We start from the raw sequence: 25,162 nt of genomic DNA on the forward strand, positions 1-25,162 counted from the left end.
TCCGTAGGGCGGGTTAGCGCAGCGTAACTCGCCGACGCTGCGCCGCCAAATGCAAAAAACCGGAGCGGCTGGCGCCGGCTCCGGTCTGGTGTCAGCGGATGGCGCTGAATTACTCTTGCGGCGTGGTTTCCTTGAACTTGCCGTAGCTCATGAGCTTCTCATGGCGGGCATTGATCAGGTCCTTGGTTTTCATGCCGTGGAACTGGCGCAGCGAGTCGGCCAGCGCGCGCTTGAGCATGGTGGCCATGGCTTTCGGGTCGCGGTGCGCGCCGCCCAGCGGCTCGGACACGATCTTGTCGATCAGGCCGATGGCTTTCAGGCGGTGCGCGGTCAGGCCCAGCGCTTCGGCGGCGTCGGCCGCGCGTTCGCTGGTCTTCCACAGGATCGAGGCGCAGCCTTCCGGCGAGATCACCGAGTAAGTGGCGTATTGCAGCATCAGCACCTGGTCGCCCACGGCAATCGCCAGCGCGCCGCCGGAGCCGCCTTCGCCGATGATGGTGGCGATCAGCGGCACTTTCAATTCCGCCATCACGTACAGGTTGTGGCCGATGGCTTCGGACTGGCCGCGCTCTTCGGCATCGATGCCGGGGAAGGCACCTGGCGTATCGACGAAGGTGAAGATCGGCAGGTTGAATTTCTCGGCCAGCTTCATCAGGCGCATGGCCTTGCGGTAGCCTTCCGGCTTGGGCATGCCGAAGTTGCGCATGGCGCGCTCTTTGGTGTCGCGGCCCTTCTGGTGGCCGATGACCATGCAAGCCTGGCCGTTGAAACGCGCCAGGCCGCCGACGATGGACTGGTCGTCCGCGTAGCTGCGGTCGCCGTGCAGTTCATGGAAGTCGGTGAAGATTTCATTCACATAGTCCATGGTGTATGGACGCTGCGGGTGGCGCGCGATCTGCGCCACTTGCCAGGGGGTCAGCTTGGCGTAGATGTCTTTGGTCAGCTGCTGGCTCTTCTTGGCCAGGCGGTCGATCTCCTCGGAGATGTCGACGGCCGAGTCGTCCTGCACGAAACGCAGTTCTTCAATTTTGGAATCGAGTTCCGCAATCGGTTGCTCAAAATTGAGGAAAGTTGTCTTGGTCATTGTACCTCCGTGTTATGGCCCGGATGGCGGGCGGCCCTGGGGCCAGCCTCGCGCCGGGCGAATTTTTCGCTATTCTACCGGAACCGGGTCCAGACTACGCCATAAATACCAGGTGGCGACGGTCCGGTAGGGCTCCCAGTTGGCCGATACTTCGCGCGCATCGCTGCGGGAAACGGGCTCGCCGGAGAAATAGTTTTGGCTGATGCCCTGGATCAGACCGGGGTCGTCCAGCGGCAGAACATTGGGACGGAGCAGATTAAATATCAAAAACATCTCCGCTGTCCAGCGCGTGATACCACGTATCTGCACCAGTTCGGCGATGACGGCTTCGTCATCCATCTGGTCCCATTGGCTGGCGTGGACCTTCTTGGCCTTGAAGTTGTCGGCCAGGTCCAGGATGTATTCGGTCTTGCGCTTGGACAGGCCGCAGGCGGCCAGCTCCTCGGCGCCGGCCTTGAGCACGGTGGCCGGAGTGAATTTCGGGCAGGCCGCCAGCAGCTTCTGCCAGGCCGCAGCGGCGGCCTTGGGCGTGACCTGCTGCTTGACGATGGATCGGGCCAGGGTGGTGAACGGGTCGTCGTGGCCGACCAGGTGCAGGTCGCCAAATTGCGGGATGAGCTTTTTCATGATGCGGTCGCGCTTCATGAGCTCCTGCTTGGCTTCTTCCCAGTACGGCGGCACTGCTACCGCTGGGGACTGCGCCCCCATCATGTCCGTGGCCTTCACCATTATGCGCGGCGCCAGTTGGTGGTGCCGTCAGGCTTGTCTTCAAGGACAATGCCGGCCGCCAGCAGCTCGGCGCGGATCTTGTCCGACAGCGCGAAGTCGCGCGCCTTCTTGGCGGCGGCGCGCTCGGCGATCCGCTGCTCGATGGCGGCGGCGCCGTCACCCGACGCGCCCACGCCCGCTTGCAGGAATTCCTGCGGCGCGCGCTCCAGCAGGCCCAGTACGGCGGCCAGTTGTTTCAGCTGGCGCGCCACGGCGGGCGATTTGGATTTGTTCAGCTCCGTGGCCAGGTCGAACAGCACCGACACGGCCATCGGCGTGTTGAAGTCGTCGTCCATGGCTTCGGCGAAGCGCTGGGCGTTGGCATCGGTCCAGTCCAGCGGCTGGTCGTCCGGCTGGGCGCCATCCAGCGCCGTGTAGAGGCGCGTCAGGGCGCCTTTGGCGTCGTCCAGGTGGGCGTCCGAGTAGTTCAGCGGGCTGCGGTAATGGGCGCGCAGGATGAAGAAGCGCACCACTTCGGCGTCGTACTTTTTCAGCACGTCGCGGATGGTGAAGAAATTGCCCAGCGATTTGGACATCTTCTCGTTATCCACCCGCACGAAGCCGTTGTGGATCCAGTAGTTGGCCAGCGCATGGCCGGTCACGCCCTCGGACTGCGCGATCTCGTTCTCGTGGTGCGGGAACTGCAGGTCGGCGCCGCCGCCGTGGATGTCGAACTGGTCGCCCAGCAGCGCCGCGCACATGGCCGAGCACTCGATGTGCCAGCCCGGGCGGCCCTTGCCCCACTTGGAGTCCCACTTCACTTCTTCCGGCTCGGATTCCTTGGAGGCTTTCCACAGCACGAAGTCCAGCGGGTCGCGCTTGCCGGTGTTGACGTCCACGCGCTCGCCGGCGCGCAGGTCGTCCAGCGACTTGCCGGACAGCTTGCCGTAGCCTGCGAAATTGCGCACGGCGTAGTTCACGTCGCCGTCTTCGCCCTGGTAGGCCAGGTCCTTCGCTTCCAGCTTTTCGATCAGCGCCAGCATCTGCGGCACGTACTCGGTGGCGCGCGGCACCAGCGTCGGCGGCTGGATGCCCAGCGCGGCGGTGTCCTCGTCCATGTATTTGGTGAAGCGGGAGGTGAGCTGGCCGATGGTTTCGCCGTTTTCAACCGCGCGCTTGATGATCTTGTCGTCGATGTCCGTGATGTTGCGGGCGTAGGTCACCTCGTAGCCGGATGTCTTGAGCCAGCGGTAGACCACGTCGAACGCCATCATCATGCGGCCGTGGCCAATGTGGCAGTAATCGTAGATCGTCATGCCGCAGACATACATGCGGACCTTGCCCGCTTCCATCGGTACGAATGCTTGTTTCTCGCGCGCCAGCGTGTTGTAAATCTTTAAATTGCTCATCGGACTCTTGCGTTTTTGTTAAGTGCAAGCCAGCCAGACAATACGACAACCGGGCGCGGGCACTTCTGGTGCCGCACCGGGCTCTCAAGCATAGTCCGTGGAGACTGACAGACCCTCGGTATCTTGTTGTTCTAGTTTGCTAGAATGAAACGTCAACGCTTAGTATAGCATTGATAAAAACCGGACTGCCCCGATCTTGGTCTGGTTTTATCAGAACATACATAAAAAGGATGACCATATGCAAGACACCAAGACCCTGCTGGCAAAATTCATGAGCCTGTTCGCCGGCGTGGCCCTGTCCGGCGCCGTGGCTGCCGCCCCGGCCGCACCCAATATGACCCCGCAAGTGTCGCTGAAGACCACCGAAGGCGAGATCGTGCTGGAACTGAACCAGGAGAAGGCGCCGAAGTCGGTGGCCAACTTCCTGTCCTACGTGAAGAGCGGCCATTACAAGGGCACCATCTTCCACCGCGTGATCGACGGCTTCATGATCCAGGCCGGCGGCTACACCCAGGACCTGAAGAGCAAGCCGACCAAGCCGCCGGTGGCGAGCGAATCCCAGAACGGCCTGAAAAATGAAACCTACAGCGTGGCCATGGCGCGTACCGGCGACCCGAACTCGGCCACCGCCCAGTTCTTCATCAACGTGGTGGACAACACCGGCCTCGATTATCCGGGCCAGGACGGCTTCGGCTACACCGTGTTCGGCAAGGTGGTGAAGGGCCAGGAAGTGGTGGACAAGATCAAGGGCGTGCTGGTGGACGACAAGGGCATTTTCCAGAACATTCCGGTGAAACCCATCGTGATCACCTCCGCCACGGTACTGAAAACGCCGGTCGCCGTCACGCAGTAGAATAGCGCTTTGGCCGCCGCTGCTGTATAGTCGCGGCCCAGTACAGAACACAACAACCTCAAGGAATATCATGACCACTATCGTCATCACCACCAACATGGGCAAGATCACCGCTGAGCTGGACGCCGAGAAAGCGCCAAAAACGGTGGAGAACTTCCTGGCCTACATGAACGCCGGCCACTACAACAACACCATCTTCCACCGCGTGATCGACGGCTTCATGATCCAGGGCGGCGGCTTCGAGCCAGGCATGAAACAAAAGCCGGCCGACACCACCGTGGAAAACGAAGCCAAGAACGGCCTGAAAAACGAGCCCTACACCCTGGCCATGGCCCGCACCTCGGCGCCGCACTCGGCATCGGCCCAGTTCTTCATCAACGTGAAAAACAACTCCTTCCTGGACTACCCTGGCCAGGACGGCTGGGGCTACGCCGTATTCGGCAAAGTGACCGAAGGCCAGGAAGTGGTCGATGCGATGAAAAAAGTGAAGACCACCCGCAGCGGCATGTTCGCCGACGTACCGGTTGAAGACATCATCATCGAGAAAGTCGAAGCGGTTTAATTCCGTACCCGATGCAGGCCGACGGCACCAGGCGCCTCAGCGCGCTCTTCATCTCCGACCTGCATCTGCAGCCGGGCCAGCCCGCCATCACGGCGGCGTTCCATGCTTTCATGGAGCGGCAGGCGCCGGCTGCGTCATCCCTCTATCTGCTGGGCGACCTGTTCGAGTACTGGGCGGGCGACGACGACCTCGCCGAGCCATTCCACCAGGAGATTACCGCCGCTATCCGCCGCGTGAGCGATGCCGGCGTGGCGGTTTTCTGGATCGCCGGCAACCGCGATTTCCTGGCCCGCGACGGCTTTGCCGCCGCTTCCGGCGCCACCATCCTGCCCGAGACCTGGGTGGCCGGGATTGCAGGCCACCGCGTGGTGCTGCTGCACGGCGATGCGCAGTGCACGGACGACGTGAAGTACATGGAGTTCCGCGCCCAGGTGCGCCAGCCGGCCTGGCAGCAGCAATTCCTGGCCATGCCGCTGGCGCAGCGCAAGGCCATCATCGCCGGCCTGCGCGACAACAGCCGCAAGGCCCACACTGAAAAATCCTACGAGATCATGGACGTGACGCCGCAGGCGATCAGCGCCATCTTCGAGCAGACCGGCGCCGACGTCATGATTCATGGCCACACCCACCGCCCCGCCCTGCACGTGGTGGACGGCAAGCGCCGCTATGTGCTGCCGGACTGGGAGCCGGAAGCGGTGCCGCCGCGCGGCGGCTGGATCGCCATCGCACCCGACGGCGCCATCACGCGCCACCAGCTGGACGGCGCGGTCGTCGCCTGACGCGGCGCGGCGCCGCCGCACGCCCCCGGCATTTATTACAATCCTACATTTTTGTTACGTAGTTGTACATTGTCTTTGTAGAGTACTTCCGCCATCACCGCGTATAATTGTCTTATCAATTTGAAACATGCGTCTGATGAAATCCGGTTTATTCCTGGCCACGCCTCTGCTGCTGGCTGCGGCGCTTGCGTCCGCCGAGCCTGTCACCGTGTCCTGGCGCGACAAACCTCCCTATTACTATCTGGAAGATGGCATAGCGAAAGGATTCATGCTGGACTACGCGAAAGAGGTGTTCGCAACAGCAGGAATCGAGGCGCAATTTGTGCACGAGCCGCAAAAGCGCATCTGGGCCCGCTTCGCCGACGGCACCCGCAACTATTGTTCCCTGTCGTGGTACCGCATGCCGGAACGCGAAGCGCTGGCGCAATATTCGCTGCCGGTGTACACCGATCCGCCGCACACCGTCCTGGTGGCGCCCGCCGCGCTGGAGCGCGTGCGCGCCCACGCCACGCTGGCCTCCCTGATGGCCGATCCCGGCTTGACCCTGGCCGTGATCGACGGCGTTTCCTACGGCCCCGAGCTGGACGCCCGCATCCGGCAGAGCGCAAACCAGGTCATGCGCCGCACCGTGCCGACCACGAACATGATCCAGATGCTGGCCGCCGGCCGCGCCTCCTACATGCTGGCGGACCGCAACGACTGGAACCATCTGCGCACGCGCAGCAAGCAGGTGGCCAGCCTTGCTCAGTATGACGTCCCCGACCTGCCGCCCGGACTGAAACGCCACATCGTGTGCAGCCGCGACGTGCCCGGCGCCGTCATGGACCGCCTGAACCAGGCCATCCGCATCACCGCCAAACCCGGCACGTACGACAAATGAACCCCCGCCCCCGCACCGCGCTGCCCCTGACCCTGACCCTGGCCCTGCCCCTGACCTTGGCGCTCGCCGCGCCTGCGGCCGCCGGCGCCCCCGCTGCCGCGGCGGGGGCCAGCGCCATCACCGTGGCCTGGACCGACAAGCCGCCTTATTACTACACCGAAGATGGGCTGGACAAAGGTTTCCTGCTCGCCTACGGCAAAACCCTGTTCGCCGCCGCCGGCATCGAGGCCGCCTTCGTCCGCGAGCCGCAAAAGCGCATCTGGTCGCGCTTTCGCACCGGCATGCGCAACTACTGTTCCCTAGGCTGGTATCACCTGCCCGAGCGCACTGCCGTTGCGCAGTACTCGCTGCCGATCTACACCGACCCCGCCCAGATGGTGCTGATTGCGCCGAAGTCGGTGGAAAAAGTGCAGGCCCACGCCAGGCTGGCGTCGATGCTGGCCGACCCCGCGCTGACACTGGGCCTGGTGGACGGCTCGTCGTACGGGGCGGAACTGGACGGACGCATCCGGCGCAGCGCGAACCGCAAGATGCTGAGCAATGTGAACAGCGTGGGCATGATGCAGATGGTGGCGGCCGACCGCGTGTCCTACATGCTGTCCGACCGCGACGACTGGAACTACACGCGGGTGCGCAACCGTTCGCTGGACAATGTGGTGCCGTATGAGGTGCCGGACGTGCCGCCCGGCCTGAAGCGCCATATCGTGTGCAGCCGGGATATCCCGGCCGACACCATGGAAAAACTGAACCGGGCCATCCGCGCAACGCCGAGGCCCGCACCGGCCGAGAAATAAATCAGCGCACGAAGCTCGGGCGCTTGTTGTCGAACTTCCAGCCGGGGAAGAAGAACTGCATCGCCACCGCGTCGTCGCGCGCGCCCAGGCCCATGCCCAGGTAGACCTGGTGCGCGGCCTCAATGGCGCCCATGTCCACCTCCACGCCCAGGCCGGCCTTGGCCGGCACGCTGATCTGGCCGCCCTCGATTTGCAGCGGTGCCTTGGTCAGGCGCTGGCCGTCCTGCCAGATCCAGTGCGTGTCGATGGCGGTGATGTTGCCCGGCGCGGCGGCGGCCACGTGGGTGAACATGGCCAGCGAAATGTCGAAGTGGTTGTTCGAGTGCGAACCCCAGGTCAGGCCCCACTCGTTGCACATCTGCGCCACGCGCACCGAGCCCTGCATGGTCCAGAAATGCGGGTCGGCCAGCGGGATGTCCACCGATTGCAGCTGGATCGAATGGCCCATTTCGCGCCAGTCGGTGGCGATCATATTGGTGGCGGTGCGCAGGCCGGTGGCGCGGCGGAACTCGGCCATCACCTCACGGCCGGAGTAGCCGTTCTCGGCGCCGCACGGGTCTTCCGCGTAGGCCAGCACGTGGTGCTGGTCGCGGCACAGGCGGATCGCGTCCTTCAGCGGCCAGGCGCCGTTCGGATCGAGCGTGATGCGCGCATCCGGGAAGCGCTCTGCCAGCGCCGTCACTGCTTCGATTTCCTCTTCGCCGCGCAGCACGCCGCCTTTCAGCTTGAAGTCCTTGAAGCCATAGCGTTCATACGCCGCTTCGGCCAGGCGCACCACCGCTTCCGGCGTCATGGCCTTTTCGTGGCGCAGGCGCGACCAGGCGTCCGGCGCATCGGGCTCGCTGTTGTACGGCAGGTCGGTGGCGCTGCGGTCGCCCACATAGAACAGATAGCCCAGCACCGGCACAGCGCTGCGCTGCTGGCCATCGCCCAGCAAGGCGCACACCGGCACGTTGAGGAACTGCCCCAGCAGGTCGAGCAGCGCGGCTTCCAGCGCGGTGACGGCGTGGATGGCAATGCGCAGGTCGAAGGTCTGCAGGCCGCGGCCGCCCGCGTCGCGCTCGGCGAAGGCGGTGCGCGCGGCGTTCAGGATGGCCTTGTAGTTGCCGACCGATTGGCCCACCACCATCGGCCGTGCGTCTTCCAGCGTCTTGCGGATCGCCTCGCCGCCCGGCACTTCGCCCACGCCGGTATTGCCGGCGCTGTCCGTGATGAGCACGATGTTGCGCGTGAAGTAAGGGCCGTGCGCGCCGCTCAGGTTCAGCAGCATGCTGTCGCGGCCGGCGACGGGGATGACGCGCAGCGCGGTGACCACAGGCGTGGAATTGTGCATTCTAGTCTCCTAAATGATTAAAAATGATAGATCAGATGAGTTTTTGGTCCTAAAACATCAAAAACAATCACAGTCATCGTACGACTTTTGCAGATCTGGTGCAAGAGTTTCTCAAGCATCACGGGAACAAGCGGTCTGCCGCGCACACTTGAGATTTTAGTTGTACGATGACTTTGATGTACGCTATCATCATTTCATCAAGCCGCCGCAAGTGCGCGCAACACCCATGCCACCTTATGGAGACCTCATGAATCCGCAGCCTTCCCCTTCTTTCCCGCAGGCCTCGCCGCCTGCCACCCGCGTGCGCTGGACCATCCTGGCCATGCTGTTTATGATCACCACCATCAACTACGCGGACCGCGCCACGATTTCCATCGCCGGCCCCGAGCTGAAAAAAATGCTCGGCTTGTCGCCGGTGGAGATGGGCTATGTATTTTCCGCCTTCGCCTGGTCCTACGTTGTTGCGCAGCTGCCCGGCGGCTGGCTGCTGGACCGCTTCGGTTCCAAGATTACCTACTTTTTCAGCATCTTCTTCTGGTCGCTGTTTACCGTCATGATGGGCTGGGTGGGCTTCCTCACCGGCGCCAGCGCCGTGGCGGCCCTGTTCTGCCTGCGCCTGCTGGTGGGGGCGGCCGAAGCGCCCTCCTTCCCCGGCAACAGCCGCATCACGTCGGCCTGGTTCCCCACTGCGGAACGGGGCACGGCGGCGGCCATCTTCAATTCCGCACAGTATTTCGCCACGGTGCTGTTCGCGCCGCTGATGGGCTGGCTGGTGCACAGCTTCGGCTGGCAGAGCGTGTTCTACGTGATGGGCGGCCTGGGCATCGTGATGGCCTTCGTGTGGCGCAAAACCATCTACGGTCCGCGCAACCATCCGCGCATCAACGCCGCCGAACTGGCCTACATCGAGGCGGGCGGCGCCCTGGTGGACATTGAAGGCGGCAGCAAGGGCCGCGCGCCGCGCCAGGTCGACACCTGGGCCAACATCAAGCAGCTGCTGGGCAACCGCATGCTGCTGGGCGTGTACATCGGCCAGTACTGTATCACCACGCTGACCTACTTCTTCCTGACATGGTTCCCGGTCTACCTGGTGCAGGAACGCCACATGACCATCCTGAAGGCCGGCTTCGTGGCCGCGCTGCCCGCCATTGCAGGCTTTTTCGGCGGCGTGCTGGGCGGCTTCGTCTCGGACCGCATGATCAAATCCGGCCATTCGCTGTCGGCGGCGCGCAAGACGCCCATCGTGTGCGGCATGCTGCTGTCGATGAGCCTCATCATCTGCAACTACGTGGAAACCGACTGGGTGGTAGTGGCGCTGATGGCCGTGGCCTTCTTCGGCAAGGGCGTGGGCGCGCTGGGATGGGCGGTGGTGGCGGACACCTCGCCCAAGGAAGCGGGCGGCCTGAGCGGCGGCCTGTTCAACACCTTCGGCAACACGGCCGGCATCACCACGCCCATCGTGATCGGCTACATCCTGCAGGCCACCGGTTCGTTCGCCGGCGCGCTGGTGTTCGTGGGCGCCAATGCGGCCATGGCCGTCTTCTGCTACCTGGTGCTGGTGGGCGAGATCAAGCGCTTCGAGTTTAGCCGCCTGAGCTCCCCCAAATAGCAGGGATTGCCGTAGAATCCCCGGCATCTCAACCGAACCATGCAGGACGATTCATGGAAAGCAAACGGCCCGACCTGCGCATCCTGACCACGCCGACGGCGCAGGTGCAGGTCAGCGGCGCCACCCTGGTGGACGTGGCCAGGGTGGCCGGCGTGTCGCCCATCACGGTGTCGCGCGCGCTGAACCATCCGCACCTGGTGCGCCCGAACACGCTGGCCAAGGTGCAGGCGGCGGTGCAGGAAACCGGCTACGTGAAGAACATGCTGGCCGGGGGCCTGGTGTCCAGCCGTACCAAGCTGGTGGCGCTGATGCTGCCGACCATCTCGAACCAGATTTTCGCCGACATGATCCAGGGCACCAGCGACACGCTCACCGAAGCCGGCTACCAGCTGCTGCTGGGCTTTTCCGGCTACGAGGAGTGGCGCGAGGAGATCCTGGTGGAGACCATCCTGAGCCGCCGCCCGGACGGCATCATCCTGACCGGCACCCTGCATACCGATAACACGCGGCGGCGCCTGAAGCTGGCCAACACGCCGGTGGTGGAAACCTGGGACATGACGACCACGCCGATCGACATGGTGATCGGCTTTTCGCACGAGGAAGTGGGCCACGCGACGGCCGCGCATCTGCTGCAGCGGGGCTGCCGCCGCTTCGCCATCCTCACCGCCAGCGACCCGCGTGCGGCGCGCCGCAACCAGGGCTTGCAGGTCGCGCTGGCCAAGCAGGGCGTGAGCGTGCTGGCCACCCACGTGGCGCCGGTGCCGGGCACGCTGCCGCTTGGGCGCGAAGGCATGGCCCAGCTGCTGCAGGCGCATCCCGCACTGGACGCGGTGGTGTGCAGCTCGGACACGCTGGCGCATGGCGCGCTGATCGAAGCGGCCAGCCGGGGCGTGAGGGTGCCGGAGCAGCTCAAGGTGGTCGGCTTCGGCGACTTGAACTTCTCCAGCCATACCGTGCCGCCACTGACCACCGTGCGCGTGGATGGCGCGCGGATCGGCACCCTGGCCGCGCAAGCCATTCTGGAGCGCCTGGAGCACACCGCCGGGCAGCAGCCGGCGCGCGCCATCAACACCGGCTTCGAGCTGGTGCCGCGCGGCAGCAGCTGAGCTGCTCCCTCCCCTGGTCCGGGCGCCTAGTCCGGGAGCCTGGCGATCACCTTGATCTCGAACTGGAAGCCGTACAGCCACGTCACGCCGACGGCGGTGACGGTGGGATGCGGCGCAGCGCCCCAGAATTCCTGCACCACGCCCCAGATCCGTTCGAACCTCGATTCCGGATCGACGATGAAGACCGTCACGTCCTGCACGTCGCCGAAGGTGCAGCCGGCCGCTTCCAGGATGGCGTTAAGGTTCTTGAACGCGAGCCTGACCTGTGCTTCCAGTTCCGGCTCCGGCGACCCATCTTCGCGGCTGCCGACCTGGCCCGACACAAACAGCAGGCCGCCGGCGCGGACCGCGGGCGAATAGCGGTTCTGCTCATAGAGCGCCTGGCGCCCGGGCGGAAAAACGACGTCTCGTACTGTCATTGGAACTCTCCATAAAAAGTGTAGATCAACTTTACCTGTACGCGCATCGCGGATAAACACGCAACTTGCGCCATCACTGTTTGTATAATCCAAACAATTGATAAGCGGAGGCGGCATGGACAGCTTGGACGCGATGAAGGCATTCGTGCGCGTGGTGGAGGCAGGCAGCTTCACCAAGGCGGCGCAAACCTTGCACATGAGCCGCACCACGGTGACCCAGCTGGTGCAGCAGCTGGAGGCGCGGCTGCGGCTGAAGCTGCTCAACCGCACCACCCGCCAGGTCAACGTCACCGAAGACGGCGCGGTGTACTACCAGCGCATCGTACGCGTGCTGGCCGAGCTGGAGGATGTGGAAAGCAGCCTGCCGGGCGCCTCGGCCGCGCCGCACGGCGTGCTGCGGGTGGACGTGCCCAGCCCCCTGGCCACGCTGATCCTGATACCGGCCCTGCCGCAGTTCCACGCGAAGTTCCCGGAGATTCAGTTCGACATGGGCGCCAGCGACCGCAAGGTGGACCTGATCGGCGACAACGTGGACTGCGTGGTGCGCGGCGGCGCCGTCACCGACCAGTCGCTGGTGGCGCGCCACGTGGGCGACCTGGCGCTGGGCGTGTACGCGGCCCCGGCCTACCTGGCGCGCGCCGGGACGCCGCACCACCCGGCCGAGCTGCAGGAGGACGGCCACCGCATCGTGAAGTACCGCTGGAGCGGCAGCGGCGACGGCTTCCCCTACGCCATGCGCAAAGGCGGCGAGAGCGTGAAAATGCAGGGCCGCCATATCCTCACCATCGACGACGGCAACGCCTACCTGGCGGCCGGCCTGGCGGGCCTGGGCGCGCTATGGCTGCCGGCCTATATGGCGAAGGCGCACGCGGCCAGGGGCGAGCTGTTGCCGCTGTTCGCGGATTGGCGCGCCGACCCCATGCCGCTGTACGTGGCCTATCCGCCCCATCGCCACGTGAGCAGGAAGCTGCGCGTCTTCATCGACTGGGTGGCCGAACTGATGGCGCAGCACGCGCCGGTGGTGCCTTACGGCGCGGCGGCGCGCTGAGAGCCGGCGCGCCAGTCCGCCAGCTGCGCTTCGAAGGCGCGCTGGTAGGCGGGCCGCGCTTCGCCCCGGGCGACATAGGCGGCGAGCACGGGATGGCCGTCCAGCATGCCCGACGGTTTCAGGCGCTGCAGCACCGACACCATCATCAGGTCGGCCGCGCTGAAGGGGCCGTCCAGCCATTCGGTGTCGCCCAGGTAGCCGGCGAGCTGCCGCATGCGCGCATGCACGCGCTCCTCGACCATCGGCATGCGCTCCGCAGCCCACGGCTTGTCGCGCTCCAGTATCCTGGCGTTGGCGAATTCCAGGATGGGCGGCTCGACCGTGTTGAGCGCGGCGAACAGCCAGGTGACCGCACGCGTACGGGCATGCGCCTCTTCCGGCAGCAGGCCCGCGTGGTGCTGGGCCAGGTGGAATACGATGGCGCCGGTTTCGAAGATGGTTGTATCGCCGTCCTCGTAGGTGGGGATCTGGCCGAAGGGATGCAGCGCCAGGTGCGCGGGCTGCTTCATGGTCTCGAACGTAAGATGGCGCACCTGGTAAGGCAGGCCCACTTCCTCCAGCGCCCAGCGCACGCGCGTATCGCGCGCCAGGCCGAGGCCACGGTCCGGGGAACATTCAAAGGCGGTGATGGTGACGGTCATTGCAGAACTCCTTCCGGGGATCAGCCCCATATCAGTTTTTCGGTCCAACCCAGTTCCTTGAAATCCTGCGCGCGCAGGTCCGCCTCGCCGGCGCTGAAGAATTCGTCCAGCTGGGGCGGCGCCACGCCGGTTCCCGACAGCATGGCGTGCACCTGGCCACGATGGTGGATCTGGTGCCCGAACAGGTGCGCCAGCAGGCGATGGCGCTTGTCGCGCTGCACCGAGCCGGTACGCAGGATGGTCACCACGCGGCCCAGTTCATCGTCCTTCAGCTGCTGGCAGTATTCGATCAGGCGCCGGTCCGCGTCCTTCTGCGCGGCGCGCAGTTCGGCCACGGTGGCACAGGGCTCGTCGCGCTCGAAAAAGCTCAGGTAGTTGGGGTGCGGCTCGGCGTTGCGCAACTCGCGTTCCAGCGCGTCGATGTAGAACCAGTCCACCGTGAGGATGTGATTCAGCGTGGCCTTGATGGTGGGAAAAAAGCTGGTACGGCGCGCCTCGAATTCCTCCTGGCTCAGTTGCGCGCAGGCTTTGAGCAGGCGGTGGTTGGCCCAGGCGTTGTTGTACGCCTCGGTCAGCAGGTGGTGCGAAAGTGTCGTCATAGGGTCTCCTTGTCCAGGGCGCGCTGCCACTTGTCCGACCACTGCAACAGCGGCCCCATGGACTCCAGCAATCCCGCGCCCAGAGCGCTCAGCGCATAGCCGCCCTCGCCGGCCTGGCCGATGATAGCGGCCTCGCGCAAATCGTGTAGCCGCTGATTGAGCACCGTGGGCGACATATCGTCGCAGCGCGCGCGCAGTTCGCGGAACGTCAGCGGCTCCGCGCGCAGCTCCCAGATAATCCGCATCACCCAGCGCCTGCCCAGCAGGTCCAGCAAGGCCATGATGGGCCGTCCGCTGCGCGAGCCCCGCACCGGCATGCCTGGTTTTGGCGTCGCCATGATTTTCTCCTTGAGCCAAGTTGCATTTGTCTGCTACATTATCCGTAGCACCCAGTGTAGCACCCAACCAGGAGACTGTCATGCACGCACCGAGAATCGAGCCGCTGGGCGCGCCATATGCGCCCGCCATCCAGCAAGCATTCGACCGCATCATGCCGCCGGGGATGGCGCCGCTGGGCTTGTTCCGCACGCTGGCGCACAGTCCGCGCGTGCTGCAGCGCCTGTTCGCCGGCAACCTGCTCGACGCGGGCGCCATCACGCTGCGCGAGCGCGAGCTGCTCATCCTGCGCACCTGCGCGCGCTGCGGCTGCGCTTATGAATGGGGCGTGCATCACGCCCTGTTCGCGCGCGCCGCCGGCCTGAGCGCCGCCGACATCGCCGCCACGCAGGCCCACGACAGCACGGACCTGCTCCTGCGTGCGGCCGACGAGCTGCACGACAGCGCCAGCATCTCGGACGCGACGTGGCAGCAACTGGCAGCGGCCTACCGGCCCGCCCAGATCCTGGAAATCATCGCCTTGTGCGGCTACTACCACACCATCGCCTTCATCGCGAACGCCTGCCGGGTGGCGCCGGAGCACTTCAGCCAAGCATTGCCCGCTGATGCCTGAGAACCGCCACATCCAAAAGGATAACGGGGCGCCGTAATAGGCGGCCCACCGCCAGTTCGAACTGTACCCAGGGAGACTGGTGAACCAAAGGAGAAACAATCAACACGACGGCCCCGCTGCGGAGGAGCGCCCACAGCACCGCGAGCTGTTGATACCTGAGGCGGGGCGCCTCAAGGACGTGGATAAACGGACTACAGACTTCGGCCAAATGACGGTGCAGCCCTTCCAGCAAGTCAGCAGTTACCTGGCCGTCCCGCAACGTATAACTGACAAAAATCTTCATGTCGCGTACCCCAAGCGAAATGCATTCCAAACGACAAGGTCGGCACCAACCAACAACACATATAACCACATGGAGTGATTCAGCGCGGCATTGGCAACTCTACGTGCAAGCGCCCCCGCAACACGCTGCTGCGAAATGACCAGCGCCCCCACCCCGTCAACTAAGTGCCTCCTGTTGCGCTCCCTGACGCGCTCATATGCATCGTCCATCGCGCCACGCAACTTTACCTGATAAAAATAGGCCACTGCATCCAGGAACCAAAAGCATAGAGGGATTGCCACCCCCGCAATGAAAAATGCGCGATCCAGTGTCCCGTGGGTTATTTTGGCCAACAACGCCAGAATGACAAATTCAGTTGTAACGCAAAATTTTTTTGTTTCGAAACAGAACCCGCTAAGTTGCGTCACAACGCCATACAGTTGATCCAGGCGTTTCCAGTCCAGTTCGTCGTCCAGCGATCTCGTGTATGGCCTGAACTCGTCCATTGCATCGGCAATCGCGACATATCGGTTCAGCCATTTTAAAGTTCGACGCCATGCCGCACATTGAGCAATTCGTCATGTCCGCAGCATGCGCCAAGTTGCGGCTATGCGCAAATTCATGGAGACGAAACGGGACATGGTCAAGCGGCGTAAGCGGCATTCAGGCGGCGGACCAGGTCGGCGTTGAGGCCGCGGTTGTGGCGGGTCCAGCGCTGCATCACGCGCTCCAGTTCGGGGCGCTGCGCGGCGGCCAGCTGGGTGTCGCCGACGGAGGCGGCCCAGATGGCGAATTCGGCGCGCACGGTAAAGCTGCCGAAGCGGGCCAGCGCGTCTTCGAAAGCTGCGCGCGCTTCGTCCTTGCGGCCGCTGGCGCCCAGCACCTGCGCGCGCAGCAGGGCGATTTCTTCGGCGCGAAACTGCGGGTCGGACTGGATGATGAAGTCGAGATGGGCGATGGCCGCCGCCACCCGGCCGCAGGCCAGGTTGGCGCGCGCGGCACCGCGCCGGATTTCCAGGTCGCTGCCGAACACGCCGTTCAGGCAGGCGTCGTAGGTGGCGGCGGCGTCCGCTGCTGCGCCCGCTTCGAGCTGGGCTTGCGCCAGGGGCATCTGGTTCTGCGCGGTGGGCGTGTAGTCGAAGGCGGCACGCGCTTCGCGCAGCTCGCGGCCAGGGTCCAGCGAGCGCGCCGCAGCCGCGACCGCCTTGCGCGCACCATGCTCCAGCCGCGAGTCCGGCAGGAAGATCGCCAGGAAGTAGACGATGCTGCCCAGCAGAGGGAAGGAGAACAGGATGAACAGCCAGTAGGTCTGCTGCCGCGAGCGCACGGCGTGCACGGCGAAAAACAGGGCGATGGCTATATGGAGTCCGGCACCAATGTACGGCATAACAACCTCAGTCAGCGAAAACTGAGATTATCGCCGCTGGCGCCCCTTAAAATATACGCGCATTGTCACGGTTCTCCTGCGCTTACCTCTGCACTTACCGCTGCAACTACCGCTGCAACTACCGCTGCGCGGTTTGGGTGGCCGGCTCCAGCATGATCACCAGCGCGCTGGGCGTGGTGCGGATGCCGGTGGGGACGAACTGCACGCCCGCATAGCGCAAGTCTTCCGGCTTGAAGCTGTACAGCGGCACGTCGCGTATCAGCTTGTCCGCCAACAGGTTGGCGGCACCGGCGATCTGGTGCTGCTGCGACTCCCCCATGCCGTCGATGGCGAAGCGGTCCACTTGCGCGTCGGCGAGGAAGACCGCGTTGCGCACGTTGTCCACCACCAGCCGCCCGGACAGCGCCAGGCTGCCGCGCCACGACTGCCGCATCAGCATGGGCGACACGGTCAGCTCGGCCGACAGCGCCACGCGGTCGTTCTGCCCTACCGTGCTCACTTGCGGGTTGCTCAGCTGGACGTCGAACACGCCCAGCACGCGGTGGTTGACGGGGAAGCGCTGTCCCAGGTTTTTCTGCAGCCGCTCCAGCGGCACCTCGAACTGGCGCGGCCCGATCAAGCCGGCGCAGGAGGCCAGCAGGCCGGCAGCTGCAACGGCAGCGGCGGCGGCCGCGATGCCGAGCATGCGGCGGCGGTAAGTTGTGTACGTCATCTTTATTCCTGTAAAGCGGGCGCCAGACAGCGCCAGGGTGCCGTAGAGTGTCTTATCTTACACGGAGGCGCCATGGCGGTAGCGAGAATCGGGTGTGCGGGGTGGTCCATCCCCAGGGCCGTCAGCGCGGACTTTCCTGGCGAGGGCAGCCACCTGCAACGCTACGCCGACGTACTCAACGCCGCCGAAATCAATTCCTCTTTTTATCGTCCACACCAGCCGCAGACCTACGAGCGCTGGGCCGCCGCCGTTCCAGAAGCATTCCGCTTCGCCGTCAAGGCGCCCAAGACCATGACGCACGAGCTGCGCCTGGCCGGCTGCGGGGAAGCCATGCAGCGCTTCGCCGGCGAGGTGGCGGGACTGGGCGCCAAGCTGGGCTGCGTGCTGGTGCAGCTGCCACCCAGCCTGCAGTTCGACCCGGTCACCGCCGGCACGTTCTTCGCCCTGGTGCGGCAGCGCTTTGCCTGCATGATCGCCTGCGAAGCACGCCATCCCAGCTGGTTCGGCGATGCCGCCACCACGCTGCTGAGCGGCGCTGCCGTCACGCGCGTGATTGCCGATCCGCCCAAGGGCCAGCCCGGACCGCACGTGGCTACCACCGCCACCACCTATGCGCGCCTGCACGGCAGCCCGCGCATCTATTTCTCCTCCTACGAGGACGACTACCTGGGCCAGGCCGCCACCAGCCTGGCCGGCCGGGTCGGCGACGGCCATGATGCCTGGTGTATCTTCGACAACACCGCCTCCGGCGCCGCCGCCGCCAACGCTGTCTCTCTGCTGCGCCGCCTTTCCTGACACCCCGTGCAAAAAAAACACTTGCAGCGCTCAATTCTAGTGTTATAGTTCACTACAACACCACTTCATCACATCACCAGGAGGACGCATGTATGTGGAATGACAACACGCCGATTTATCGCCAGCTCAAGGAGCGGGTGCTCGGCATGATGCTGGACGGCTTGCTCAAGCCGGGCGACGCCCTGCCCTCGGTGCGGCAAGTCGCCGCCGATTACCAATTGAATCCGATTACCGTGTCCAAGGCCTACCAGGAACTGGTGGACGAAAGCCTGGTTGAAAAACGAAGGGGGTTAGGCATGTACGTTACCGAAGGCGCACACGAAAAACTGCTGGCCAGCGAACGCGAACGCTTTGTGCGCGAGGAATGGCCCGCCATGGTGGAACGCATCCGCCGCCTGGGGCTGGACCTGGAACAGCTGCTGCGCGCGGCCCAGGATGGCGGCGCGCCGGGAGCGCCGGCATGAGCGCCCTGATCACCGCACGCAACCTGAGCAAGCGCTATGGCAAGAAGCTGGCGCTGGACCAGGCCAGTTTCGAGATCCAGCCCGGCCGCATCGTCGGCCTGATCGGCCCCAACGGCTCCGGCAAGACCACCACGCTCAAGGCCATCCTGGGCCTGACGCAGTTCGAAGGCGAGCTGTCGGTGCTGGGCATGGACCCGAGCAAGCAGCGCGACGCGCTGATGAATGAGGTGTGCTTCATCGCCGACGTGGCCATCCTGCCGCGCTGGCTGAAGGTGAAGGATGCGATCGACTTCGTGGAAGGCGTGCACCCGCGCTTCAACCGCGAGAAGGCGGAGCGCTACCTGAAACACACCAAGCTGGAGCCGTCCATGAAGGTCAAGGCCATGTCCAAGGGCATGATCGTGCAGCTGCACCTGGCGCTGGTGATGGCCATCGACGCCAAGCTGCTGGTGCTGGACGAACCCACGCTGGGCCTGGACATCCTGTACCGCAAGCAGTTCTACCAGAACCTGCTGGAGGACTACTTCGACGAGAACAAGACCATCATCATCACCACCCACCAGATCGAGGAAGTGGAAAACCTGCTGACGGACCTGATGTTCATCCGCGACGGCAAGATCACGCTGGCGGCCTCGATGGAGGAAATCGGCGACCGCTACACGGAGGTGATGGTGGAGCCGCAGTTCATCAACGCCGCCAGCGCGCTGGCGCCGATGACGCAGCGCAGCGTGTTCGGCAAGGCAGTGATGCTGTTCGACGGCGCCTCGCGCGCCCAGCTTGAAAAATTCGGCGAGATCCGCACCCCGAGCGTCGCGGACCTGTTTGTCGCCACCATGAAAGGGAGCTACGAATAATGAAAACGATGAAATGGCTGATCAAGCGCGAGTTCTGGGAGCACAAGGGCATGGTGCTGTGGGCGCCTGCCGTGGTGGCGGGGCTGATCGCCCTGCTGACCCTGAGCGGCCTGCTGTTGGGCCGCGACATGGCCTTCGAGGGTGGCGCCAGCAAGATCAGCGTGGAACTGGGCGGCGCGGCGCGCGACACCACCATCGCCATGCTGGCCGACGTCTACATGGCCTTCTCGGTGCCCATCCTGCTGATACTCGGCTTCCTGGTGTTCTTCTATTGCCTGGGCGCGCTGCACGACGACCGCCGCGACCGCAGCCTGCTGTTCTGGAAGTCGCTGCCCGTGTCGGACCGGATGACCGTGCTGTCCAAGGTGGTGCTGGCCCTGGTGGCGATACCACTGGTCAGTGTGCTGATCGGCATTGCGCTGTCGCTGGTGATTGCGGTGCTGCTGGGTATCAGCATGGCGATGCACGGCGTGAACCTGCTGGGCCCCGTGCTGTCGTCGCCTGCCTTCTACCTGTCGCCGCTGCGCCTGATCGGGCTGATCCCGGTGTACATGCTGTGGGCGCTGCCCACCGTGGGCTGGCTGCTGCTGGTGTCGAGCTGGGCGCGTTCCAAGGTGTTCCTGTGGGCCGTGGGCGCGCCGCTGGTGACGGCAGTGCTGGTCGCCTGGGCCAACAAGATCTTCGGGCTGGGCATGCCGCAGGGCTGGTTCATGGAAAACGTCGTCAGCCGCCTGTTGTTGGGCGTCGCTCCCGGCAACTGGTTCCTGCACAGCCGGATCAACCCGCAGGCCCTGGTGCAGGAAGGCGCCGAGCACGTGCGCAATGCGGACTTGTTCGGGGCATCCTGGAGCACGCTGGGCAATCCAGTGCTGTGGGTAGGCGTGGCGGCTGGTGTGGCCATGATCGCCGGCGCAGTGTGGCTGCGCCGCTGGCGCGAAGAGGGCTGACGGTGTGGCGGGTTACGGCTGGCGCCTAAACCGCCCTACGATGCAACGCGGGGTGGCTGACGGCATGCGGCGGGTTACGGCTGGCGCCTAACCCGCCCTACGATGCAACGCGGGGTGGCTGACGGTATGCGGCGGGTTACGGCTGGCGCCTAACCCGCCCTACGAAGCAGCGCTTGGGTTTGCGTAGGGCGGGTTAGCGCAGCGTAACCCGCCGGTACTGCGTCGGCGTCACCCCCACCGTGGCGCGGAACTGGCGGGTAAAAGCGCTATGGTCGCCATAACCGCAAGCCAGGGCGATGTCCGCCACGCTGGCCTCCCCCGCCAGCATCCGCGAAGCCGCATCCAGCCGGGTCTTGATGATGACCTGGCGCGGCGTAAGCTGGTAAATGCGCAGGAAATAGCGCTCCAGCTGCGCCACCGACATATTGGCCGTGCGCGCCAGCTCCGGCAGCGGCAAGGGCTGGTCGTAGCGCTCCTGTATCAGCCGGGCCGCCGCCGCCACCTTGTGGTAGGCCGAATTCTTCCTGTCCTCCATGGCCAGGTCACGCGAGATGCCGGTCAGGCCCACGATGGCGCCGGAGGCATCGCGCAAGGCGGTCTTGCGGGTCAGGCACCAGCCCGGATCGCGGTTCGGATACAGGTGCAGCTCCAGCTGGTCCGCTATCTCGGCGCCGCCAGCCAGCACGGCCTCGTCCTGCGCCAGGTAGCTCTGGCCGAAGGGGCGCGCAAACACTTCCGCCGACGTGCGGCCCAGCAGCGCATCCTTGTGCTTCAAGCCGCACCGTTTCACCAGCGTCTGGTTCACAACCACATAGCGGCCCTGCGCGTCCTTCACGAAAAACACCACGTCCGGCAGCGCGTCGAACAGCGGTTCGGCGAAGAACACGTCCGCGATGTGCGCGCCCAGTGCCAGGCGGGCGCCTCCCCTTTTTGCGGTATCCATGCGCGCATTTTCGCACGGGGCGGCTGCGGCGCGCAGCCATTGTGCCGATTTCGTCATCTTTGATGCGCAGCGGCCGCAAGACGGCGTACGCTGGAAGGCATATGATTTCAGCATGAAAAATATCTCCATCATCGATTCCCACACTGGCGGCGAACCCACCCGCCTGGTCACCGCCGGCGGCCCGGAACTCGGCAGCGGGCCGTTGCATGAGCGCCTGGCACAGCTGCGCCGCGAGCATGACAATTTCCGTTCCGCCGTGGTGTGCGAGCCGCGCGGATCGGACGTGCTGGTGGGCGCGCTGCTGTGCCAGCCGCACGCGGCCGATTGTGCAGCAGGCGTCATCTTCTTCAACAACGTCGGCTACCTCGGCATGTGCGGCCACGGCACCATCGGCCTGGTGGCGTCGCTGGCCTATATGGGCCGCATCGGCGCGGGCCGGCACCGCATCGATACGCCGGTGGGCGTGGTGGAAGCCGAACTGCACGCGGACGGCAGCGTGACCGTGGAAAACGTGGCGGCTTACCGCGCGCAGCATGCGGTGACGGTGCACGTGCCTGGGCATGGCGACGTGACGGGCGATGTGGCCTGGGGCGGCAACTGGTTTTTCCTGGTGGCGGACCACGGGCTGGAGCTGCACGTGTCGAACGCGGCGGCGCTGACGGCGTTCACGGCGGCGGTGCGCAAGGCGCTGGCGGCGGCCGGGATCGCGGGCGAGGACGGGGCGGAGATCGACCATATCGAGCTGTTTGCGCCGTCGCGCAACGGGGCGGACAGCCAGAACTTCGTGCTCTGCCCCGGCAACGCATATGACCGCTCGCCGTGCGGCACCGGCACCAGCGCCAAGCTGGCCTGCCTGGCTGCCGATGGCAAGCTGGCCGAAGGGGCGGTCTGGCGGCAGGAGAGCATTGTCGGCAGCGTGTTCGAGGGCTCCTACCGCTACCACGGCGGCAAGCTGATCCCCAGCATACGCGGGCAGGCCTGGGTGAACTCGCAGGCCACACTGATACTCGATCCGTCCGATCCGCTGGTGTGGGGCATACGGTGAGCATGGCCGGCCATGACGCCAGCGCCGGCGCCCGGAGCGGCAGCGCTGCGATACACGGCGCGGGCAGCGCGGCGGACGTGCTGATCGTCGGCGCGGGCATCATCGGTGCCGCGTGCGCGGACGCGCTGTCGGCGCGCGGCTTGCAGGTGACCGTGGTGGAGCAGGAAGTGGTTGGCTCTGGCGCAACGGCGGCGGGCATGGGCCACCTGGTGGTGATGGACGACAGTCCGGCCGAGCTGGCGCTGTCGGCATGGTCGCTGGAGCTGTGGCGCGGTTTTGTGGGCGAGCAGCCGGGGCGGCACGAATACAGCCGCTGCGGCACGATCTGGGTGGCTGCGGACGACGAGGAACTGGCTGCGGCGCGCGTCAAGGCGCAAACCATGGACGCGCATGGCCTGCCCTGCCGCATGCTGGACGCGCAGGAATTGTATGACCGCGAGCCGCAACTGCGGCGCGGCCTGGCCGGCGGCCTGCTGGTCGATGGCGACGGGTTGGTCTACCCGCCCAAGAGTGCCCGGATCCTGATGAACCGCGCCCTGGCGCGCGGCGCGCGGCTGCTTGGCGGCACGGTGCAGCGGATTGAAGGCTGCGATGGCAAGGACGGCGGCTTGGGCCGGCCGCCGGCCGGCGGCGGGGCCCGCACCGGAGGCTCTGCTCAGGGCGAGAGCCTGCGCGGGGGCGGCAATTGCGTCGTCCTCGCGGACGGCACGCGCCTGCACGCGCAACGCATCGTGCTGGCTGCCGGTTCGCGCTCGACGGCGTTGCTGGCCGAGCTGCCGGTGCAACCGAAGAAAGGTCACGTCGCCATCACCGACCGCTACCCCGGCTTCATCCGCCACCAGCTGGTGGAACTGGGATACATCAAGAGCGCCCACGCGGCCAGCGGCGATTCGGTGGCCTTCAACCTGCAGCCCCGCCCCACCGGGCAGATCCTGATCGGTTCCTCGCGCCAGTTCGGCACCACCGACCTCGCCGTGGATCACGCCATGATGGCCCGCATGCTGCGCCATGCCGCCGCCTTCACGCCCGCGCTGGCCGGCATGAACGTGCTGCGCTGCTGGACCGGCCTGCGCGCCGCCAGCCCGGACGGCCTGCCCATCATCGGCCCCCACCCCGCCCGCCCCGGCCTGTGGCTGGCCACCGGCCACGAGGGCCTTGGCATCACCACCTCGCTCGCCACCGCGCAACTGCTGGCGGCGCAAATGCTGGACGAAACAGCAGCCATCCCGGCGCTGCCCTACCTGCCTGCCCGCTTCCCGCAAATGAGGAGCGCGCATGCCTGACCTGATCAGCCTGTCCATCGACGGCCAGACAGTGACAGTGCCGGCTGGCACAACCGTGGTTGCAGCCATCGCCTGCGTGGCCGCGGCTGCAGCCCCTGCGGCGGGAGCTCCCACCGCCGCTGCCCCCAGCACAGGCGCAGGTGCCGGCTGGAGCGCGACGACAAGCGCGACGGGACCGGCGGTCACCCGGCGCTCGGTCAGCGGCGCGCTGCGTGGCCCTTTGTGCGGCATGGGCGTGTGCCACGAATGCCGCGTGACGATAGACGGCCGTGCCCATCAACTGGCATGCCAGGCGCTCTGCACACCGGGCATGCAGGTGCGGACCGCCCTGGCGGAGAACGCGGCATGACGCAGCTGTTCGACATCCTCATCATCGGGGCAGGCCCGGCCGGGCTGGCGGCGGCGCATGCGGCGGCGGTGGCCGCGCCGGGCGCGCGCGTCGGCGTGGTGGACGACAATCCGATGTCGGGCGGCCAGATCTGGCGCGGCGGCGCGGACAAACAACCGGACCGGCGCGCAAGTGAACTGTGGAGCGCCTTGCAGGCGGCGCCCAACGTCAGCTTCATGCACCAGCACCGCGTGCTGTACGCGCCGGCCGCCGGCCAGCTGCTGGTACAGTCGCCGGCCGCTGCCGCCGTGTTGAACTACCAGCGCCTGATCATCGCCACCGGCGCGCGCGAACTGCTGCTGCCCTTCCCCGGCTGGACGCTTCCCGGGGTGTGCGGCGCCGGCGGCCTGCAGGCGCTGGCTAAGGGCGGTTACCCGGTTGCGGGCAAGCGCGTGGTGGTCGCCGGTTCCGGCCCGCTGCTGCTCGCCGTCGCCGCCACGCTCACCGAACGCGGCGCACAAGTTGTCGCCATCGCCGAGCAGGCGGCCACGCCGCAGTTGGCGCGCTTCGCATTGGGCCTGCTCGCCACGCCGTCCAAGATCAAACAGGGACTGCAACTCTGGACCGCGCTGCGTGGCATCCCTTACTACCGGGATAGCTACGTGACGGCGGCCAGCAGCGGCACCGCGATGCACGGAGCGGCGCACGCGGCGCCTGCAGGCAGCGTCAGCGGCAGCATTGCAGGCATGGATTGCCTGCGCAGCGTCACACTCCGGCGCCATGGCGCCGGCACGCAAATCATCGCTTGCGACTACCTGGCCTGCGGCTACGGCCTGGTGCCCAATCCCGAGCTGGCGATGTCGCTCGGCTGCGCCGTCACGCCGGCCACGCAGGCGGTGCAGACCGACACCTGGCAGCAGACCACCGTCCCCGGCATCTACTGCGCCGGCGAAGGCACCGGCGTGGGCGGCGTGGACAAGGCGCTGGCCGAAGGCCGCATCGCCGGCCTGGCCGCGGCCGGGCGCCAGGATCTCGCCCTGCCCCACATCAGCACCCGCAGCCGCTGGCAGGGATTCGCGCGCCGTCTCGCGCGCGCCTTCACCCTGCGCGCCGAAATCCGCGCACTGGCAAACGACGGCTCCGTCGTCTGCCGCTGCGAAGACGTTTGCCATGGCGAGCTGCGCCAGCACGACAGCTGGCGCAGTGCCAAGCTACACACGCGCTGCGGCATGGGCCCTTGCCAGGGCCGCATCTGCGGCAGCGCCACCGCCACGCTTTACGGCTGGCGGCCCGAATCGGTACGCGTTCCGATCACACCGGCACGCGTCGATAGCATCATCCACAGCGATCCAACATAACCACCAGGAGA

The 25,162-nt window shown here is 65.7% G+C and carries 30 protein-coding genes; 17 read left to right on the forward strand and 13 right to left on the reverse strand.

The window, feature by feature from the left end; genetic code table 11:
* Positions 1–109: 109 nt before the first annotated feature.
* The 3 genes from ASC94_RS28830 to cysS all read right to left on the reverse strand — a co-directional run bounded on the left by ASC94_RS28830 (position 110) and on the right by cysS (position 3,201).
* The gene (locus ASC94_RS28830) at positions 110–1,084 is read right to left on the reverse strand and encodes an acetyl-CoA carboxylase carboxyltransferase subunit alpha (RefSeq protein ID WP_056404518.1); all 975 of its coding nucleotides are present in this window, start codon (positions 1,082–1,084) and stop codon (positions 110–112) included.
* A 69-nt stretch (positions 1,085–1,153) separates the two neighbouring features.
* Positions 1,154–1,813 (reverse strand): DNA-3-methyladenine glycosylase, encoded by a 660-nt coding sequence (locus ASC94_RS28835; RefSeq protein ID WP_056404520.1) that lies wholly within the window; start codon positions 1,811–1,813, stop codon positions 1,154–1,156.
* The gene (cysS, locus tag ASC94_RS28840; protein ID WP_056404521.1) at positions 1,813–3,201 is read right to left on the reverse strand and encodes a cysteine--tRNA ligase; all 1,389 of its coding nucleotides are present in this window, start codon (positions 3,199–3,201) and stop codon (positions 1,813–1,815) included. Before cysS ends, ASC94_RS28835 begins: the two co-directional genes overlap by 1 nt.
* Before the next feature lie 238 nt (positions 3,202–3,439).
* Here cysS and ASC94_RS28845 point away from each other — a divergent pair, with 238 nt between their 5' ends.
* From ASC94_RS28845 to ASC94_RS28865, 5 genes are all read left to right on the forward strand, one after another.
* Positions 3,440–4,054: a peptidylprolyl isomerase gene (locus tag ASC94_RS28845; protein WP_200955850.1), complete on the forward strand. Its 615-nt coding sequence runs from the start codon at positions 3,440–3,442 to the stop codon at positions 4,052–4,054.
* Between the two features lie 70 nt (positions 4,055–4,124).
* Complete coding sequence (locus tag ASC94_RS28850) at positions 4,125–4,616, forward strand: peptidylprolyl isomerase (RefSeq protein ID WP_056404524.1); 492 nt, start codon at positions 4,125–4,127, stop codon at positions 4,614–4,616.
* 11 nt (positions 4,617–4,627) lie between these two features.
* Positions 4,628–5,395, forward strand: a complete 768-nt coding sequence (locus ASC94_RS28855; RefSeq protein ID WP_056404526.1) for a UDP-2,3-diacylglucosamine diphosphatase — start codon at positions 4,628–4,630, stop codon at positions 5,393–5,395.
* A 136-nt stretch (positions 5,396–5,531) separates the two neighbouring features.
* The gene (locus ASC94_RS28860) at positions 5,532–6,275 is read left to right on the forward strand and encodes an ABC transporter substrate-binding protein (RefSeq protein ID WP_056404528.1); all 744 of its coding nucleotides are present in this window, start codon (positions 5,532–5,534) and stop codon (positions 6,273–6,275) included.
* Positions 6,272–7,069 (forward strand): ABC transporter substrate-binding protein, encoded by a 798-nt coding sequence (locus ASC94_RS28865; RefSeq protein ID WP_157201638.1) that lies wholly within the window; start codon positions 6,272–6,274, stop codon positions 7,067–7,069. Before ASC94_RS28860 ends, ASC94_RS28865 begins: the two co-directional genes overlap by 4 nt.
* A gap of 1 nt (position 7,070) precedes the next feature.
* Here the strand turns inward: ASC94_RS28865 and gudD are convergent, their stop codons facing one another.
* Positions 7,071–8,402, reverse strand: coding sequence for a glucarate dehydratase (gene gudD, locus ASC94_RS28870; protein ID WP_056404529.1), 1,332 nt, complete (start codon positions 8,400–8,402; stop codon positions 7,071–7,073).
* A 247-nt stretch (positions 8,403–8,649) separates the two neighbouring features.
* Here gudD and ASC94_RS28875 point away from each other — a divergent pair, with 247 nt between their 5' ends.
* Positions 8,650–10,011 (forward strand): MFS transporter, encoded by a 1,362-nt coding sequence (locus tag ASC94_RS28875; protein WP_056404532.1) that lies wholly within the window; start codon positions 8,650–8,652, stop codon positions 10,009–10,011.
* A 53-nt stretch (positions 10,012–10,064) separates the two neighbouring features.
* A complete protein-coding gene (locus ASC94_RS28880) occupies positions 10,065–11,117 on the forward strand; it encodes a LacI family DNA-binding transcriptional regulator (protein ID WP_056404533.1) in 1,053 nt (350 codons plus the stop codon).
* A gap of 26 nt (positions 11,118–11,143) precedes the next feature.
* On the opposite strand, the gene ASC94_RS28885 is transcribed toward ASC94_RS28880, so the two are convergent.
* Entirely contained in the window at positions 11,144–11,536 is a 393-nt protein-coding gene (locus ASC94_RS28885) for a RidA family protein (RefSeq protein WP_056404534.1), read from the reverse strand.
* A 115-nt stretch (positions 11,537–11,651) separates the two neighbouring features.
* On the opposite strand from ASC94_RS28885, the gene ASC94_RS28890 reads away from it, so the two are divergent.
* Positions 11,652–12,584 carry a LysR family transcriptional regulator gene (locus ASC94_RS28890; protein WP_056404535.1) on the forward strand — a complete coding sequence of 311 codons (933 nt, stop codon included), beginning with the start codon at positions 11,652–11,654 and terminating at the stop codon, positions 12,582–12,584.
* Here the strand turns inward: ASC94_RS28890 and ASC94_RS28895 are convergent.
* From ASC94_RS28895 to ASC94_RS28905, 3 genes are read right to left on the reverse strand one after another with little or no spacing between them, the layout of a single operon-like run.
* Positions 12,563–13,225, reverse strand: a complete 663-nt coding sequence (locus ASC94_RS28895; protein WP_056404536.1) for a glutathione S-transferase family protein — start codon at positions 13,223–13,225, stop codon at positions 12,563–12,565. The genes ASC94_RS28890 and ASC94_RS28895 overlap by 22 nt on opposite strands.
* Before the next feature lie 20 nt (positions 13,226–13,245).
* Positions 13,246–13,824, reverse strand: coding sequence for a DinB family protein (locus tag ASC94_RS28900; RefSeq protein ID WP_056404537.1), 579 nt, complete (start codon positions 13,822–13,824; stop codon positions 13,246–13,248).
* Positions 13,821–14,162 carry a helix-turn-helix domain-containing protein gene (locus tag ASC94_RS28905; RefSeq protein ID WP_056404538.1) on the reverse strand — a complete coding sequence of 114 codons (342 nt, stop codon included), beginning with the start codon at positions 14,160–14,162 and terminating at the stop codon, positions 13,821–13,823. The genes ASC94_RS28900 and ASC94_RS28905 overlap by 4 nt, the downstream gene beginning before the upstream one ends.
* Positions 14,163–14,242: 80 nt before the next feature.
* Here ASC94_RS28905 and ASC94_RS28910 point away from each other — a divergent pair, with 80 nt between their 5' ends.
* Positions 14,243–14,773: a carboxymuconolactone decarboxylase family protein gene (locus ASC94_RS28910; RefSeq protein ID WP_056404539.1), complete on the forward strand. Its 531-nt coding sequence runs from the start codon at positions 14,243–14,245 to the stop codon at positions 14,771–14,773.
* On the opposite strand, the gene ASC94_RS28915 is transcribed toward ASC94_RS28910, so the two are convergent.
* The 4 genes from ASC94_RS28915 to ASC94_RS28930 all read right to left on the reverse strand — a co-directional run bounded on the left by ASC94_RS28915 (position 14,745) and on the right by ASC94_RS28930 (position 17,134).
* The gene (locus tag ASC94_RS28915; RefSeq protein ID WP_056404540.1) at positions 14,745–15,056 is read right to left on the reverse strand and encodes a hypothetical protein; all 312 of its coding nucleotides are present in this window, start codon (positions 15,054–15,056) and stop codon (positions 14,745–14,747) included. The genes ASC94_RS28910 and ASC94_RS28915 overlap by 29 nt on opposite strands.
* Positions 15,053–15,541 (reverse strand): hypothetical protein, encoded by a 489-nt coding sequence (locus ASC94_RS28920; protein WP_056404542.1) that lies wholly within the window; start codon positions 15,539–15,541, stop codon positions 15,053–15,055. The genes ASC94_RS28915 and ASC94_RS28920 overlap by 4 nt, the downstream gene beginning before the upstream one ends.
* 137 nt (positions 15,542–15,678) lie before the next feature.
* Positions 15,679–16,422 (reverse strand): hypothetical protein, encoded by a 744-nt coding sequence (locus ASC94_RS28925; protein WP_056404544.1) that lies wholly within the window; start codon positions 16,420–16,422, stop codon positions 15,679–15,681.
* Positions 16,423–16,540: 118 nt separating this feature from the next.
* Positions 16,541–17,134, reverse strand: coding sequence for a DUF1439 domain-containing protein (locus ASC94_RS28930; RefSeq protein ID WP_082616918.1), 594 nt, complete (start codon positions 17,132–17,134; stop codon positions 16,541–16,543).
* 72 nt (positions 17,135–17,206) lie between these two features.
* Here ASC94_RS28930 and ASC94_RS28935 point away from each other — a divergent pair, with 72 nt between their 5' ends.
* From ASC94_RS28935 to ASC94_RS28950, 4 genes are all read left to right on the forward strand, one after another.
* The gene (locus tag ASC94_RS28935) at positions 17,207–17,929 is read left to right on the forward strand and encodes a DUF72 domain-containing protein (protein ID WP_056404549.1); all 723 of its coding nucleotides are present in this window, start codon (positions 17,207–17,209) and stop codon (positions 17,927–17,929) included.
* Between the two features lie 92 nt (positions 17,930–18,021).
* Complete coding sequence (locus ASC94_RS28940) at positions 18,022–18,393, forward strand: GntR family transcriptional regulator (protein WP_056404551.1); 372 nt, start codon at positions 18,022–18,024, stop codon at positions 18,391–18,393.
* Positions 18,390–19,247, forward strand: coding sequence for an ABC transporter ATP-binding protein (locus ASC94_RS28945; protein ID WP_056404553.1), 858 nt, complete (start codon positions 18,390–18,392; stop codon positions 19,245–19,247). Before ASC94_RS28940 ends, ASC94_RS28945 begins: the two co-directional genes overlap by 4 nt.
* Entirely contained in the window at positions 19,247–20,194 is a 948-nt protein-coding gene (locus ASC94_RS28950; RefSeq protein ID WP_056404555.1) for a hypothetical protein, read from the forward strand. The genes ASC94_RS28945 and ASC94_RS28950 overlap by 1 nt, the downstream gene beginning before the upstream one ends.
* Before the next feature lie 193 nt (positions 20,195–20,387).
* Here ASC94_RS28950 and ASC94_RS28955 read toward each other — a convergent pair whose 3' ends face one another.
* Positions 20,388–21,137, reverse strand: a complete 750-nt coding sequence (locus tag ASC94_RS28955; protein ID WP_056404561.1) for an AraC family transcriptional regulator — start codon at positions 21,135–21,137, stop codon at positions 20,388–20,390.
* A 112-nt stretch (positions 21,138–21,249) separates the two neighbouring features.
* On the opposite strand from ASC94_RS28955, the gene ASC94_RS28960 reads away from it, so the two are divergent.
* From ASC94_RS28960 to ASC94_RS28975, 4 genes are read left to right on the forward strand one after another with little or no spacing between them, the layout of a single operon-like run.
* Positions 21,250–22,182, forward strand: coding sequence for a 4-hydroxyproline epimerase (locus ASC94_RS28960; protein WP_056405398.1), 933 nt, complete (start codon positions 21,250–21,252; stop codon positions 22,180–22,182).
* Between the two features lie 2 nt (positions 22,183–22,184).
* Positions 22,185–23,465: an FAD-binding oxidoreductase gene (locus ASC94_RS28965; protein ID WP_082616919.1), complete on the forward strand. Its 1,281-nt coding sequence runs from the start codon at positions 22,185–22,187 to the stop codon at positions 23,463–23,465.
* Complete coding sequence (locus tag ASC94_RS28970) at positions 23,458–23,814, forward strand: 2Fe-2S iron-sulfur cluster-binding protein (RefSeq protein ID WP_056404562.1); 357 nt, start codon at positions 23,458–23,460, stop codon at positions 23,812–23,814. The genes ASC94_RS28965 and ASC94_RS28970 overlap by 8 nt, the downstream gene beginning before the upstream one ends.
* Positions 23,811–25,151 (forward strand): FAD/NAD(P)-binding oxidoreductase, encoded by a 1,341-nt coding sequence (locus tag ASC94_RS28975; RefSeq protein ID WP_056404564.1) that lies wholly within the window; start codon positions 23,811–23,813, stop codon positions 25,149–25,151. Before ASC94_RS28970 ends, ASC94_RS28975 begins: the two co-directional genes overlap by 4 nt.
* The last annotated feature ends 11 nt before the right edge of the window (positions 25,152–25,162 follow it).

This window comes from Massilia sp. Root418, from assembly GCF_001425265.1.
GTDB lineage: Bacteria > Pseudomonadota > Gammaproteobacteria > Burkholderiales > Burkholderiaceae_D > Rugamonas.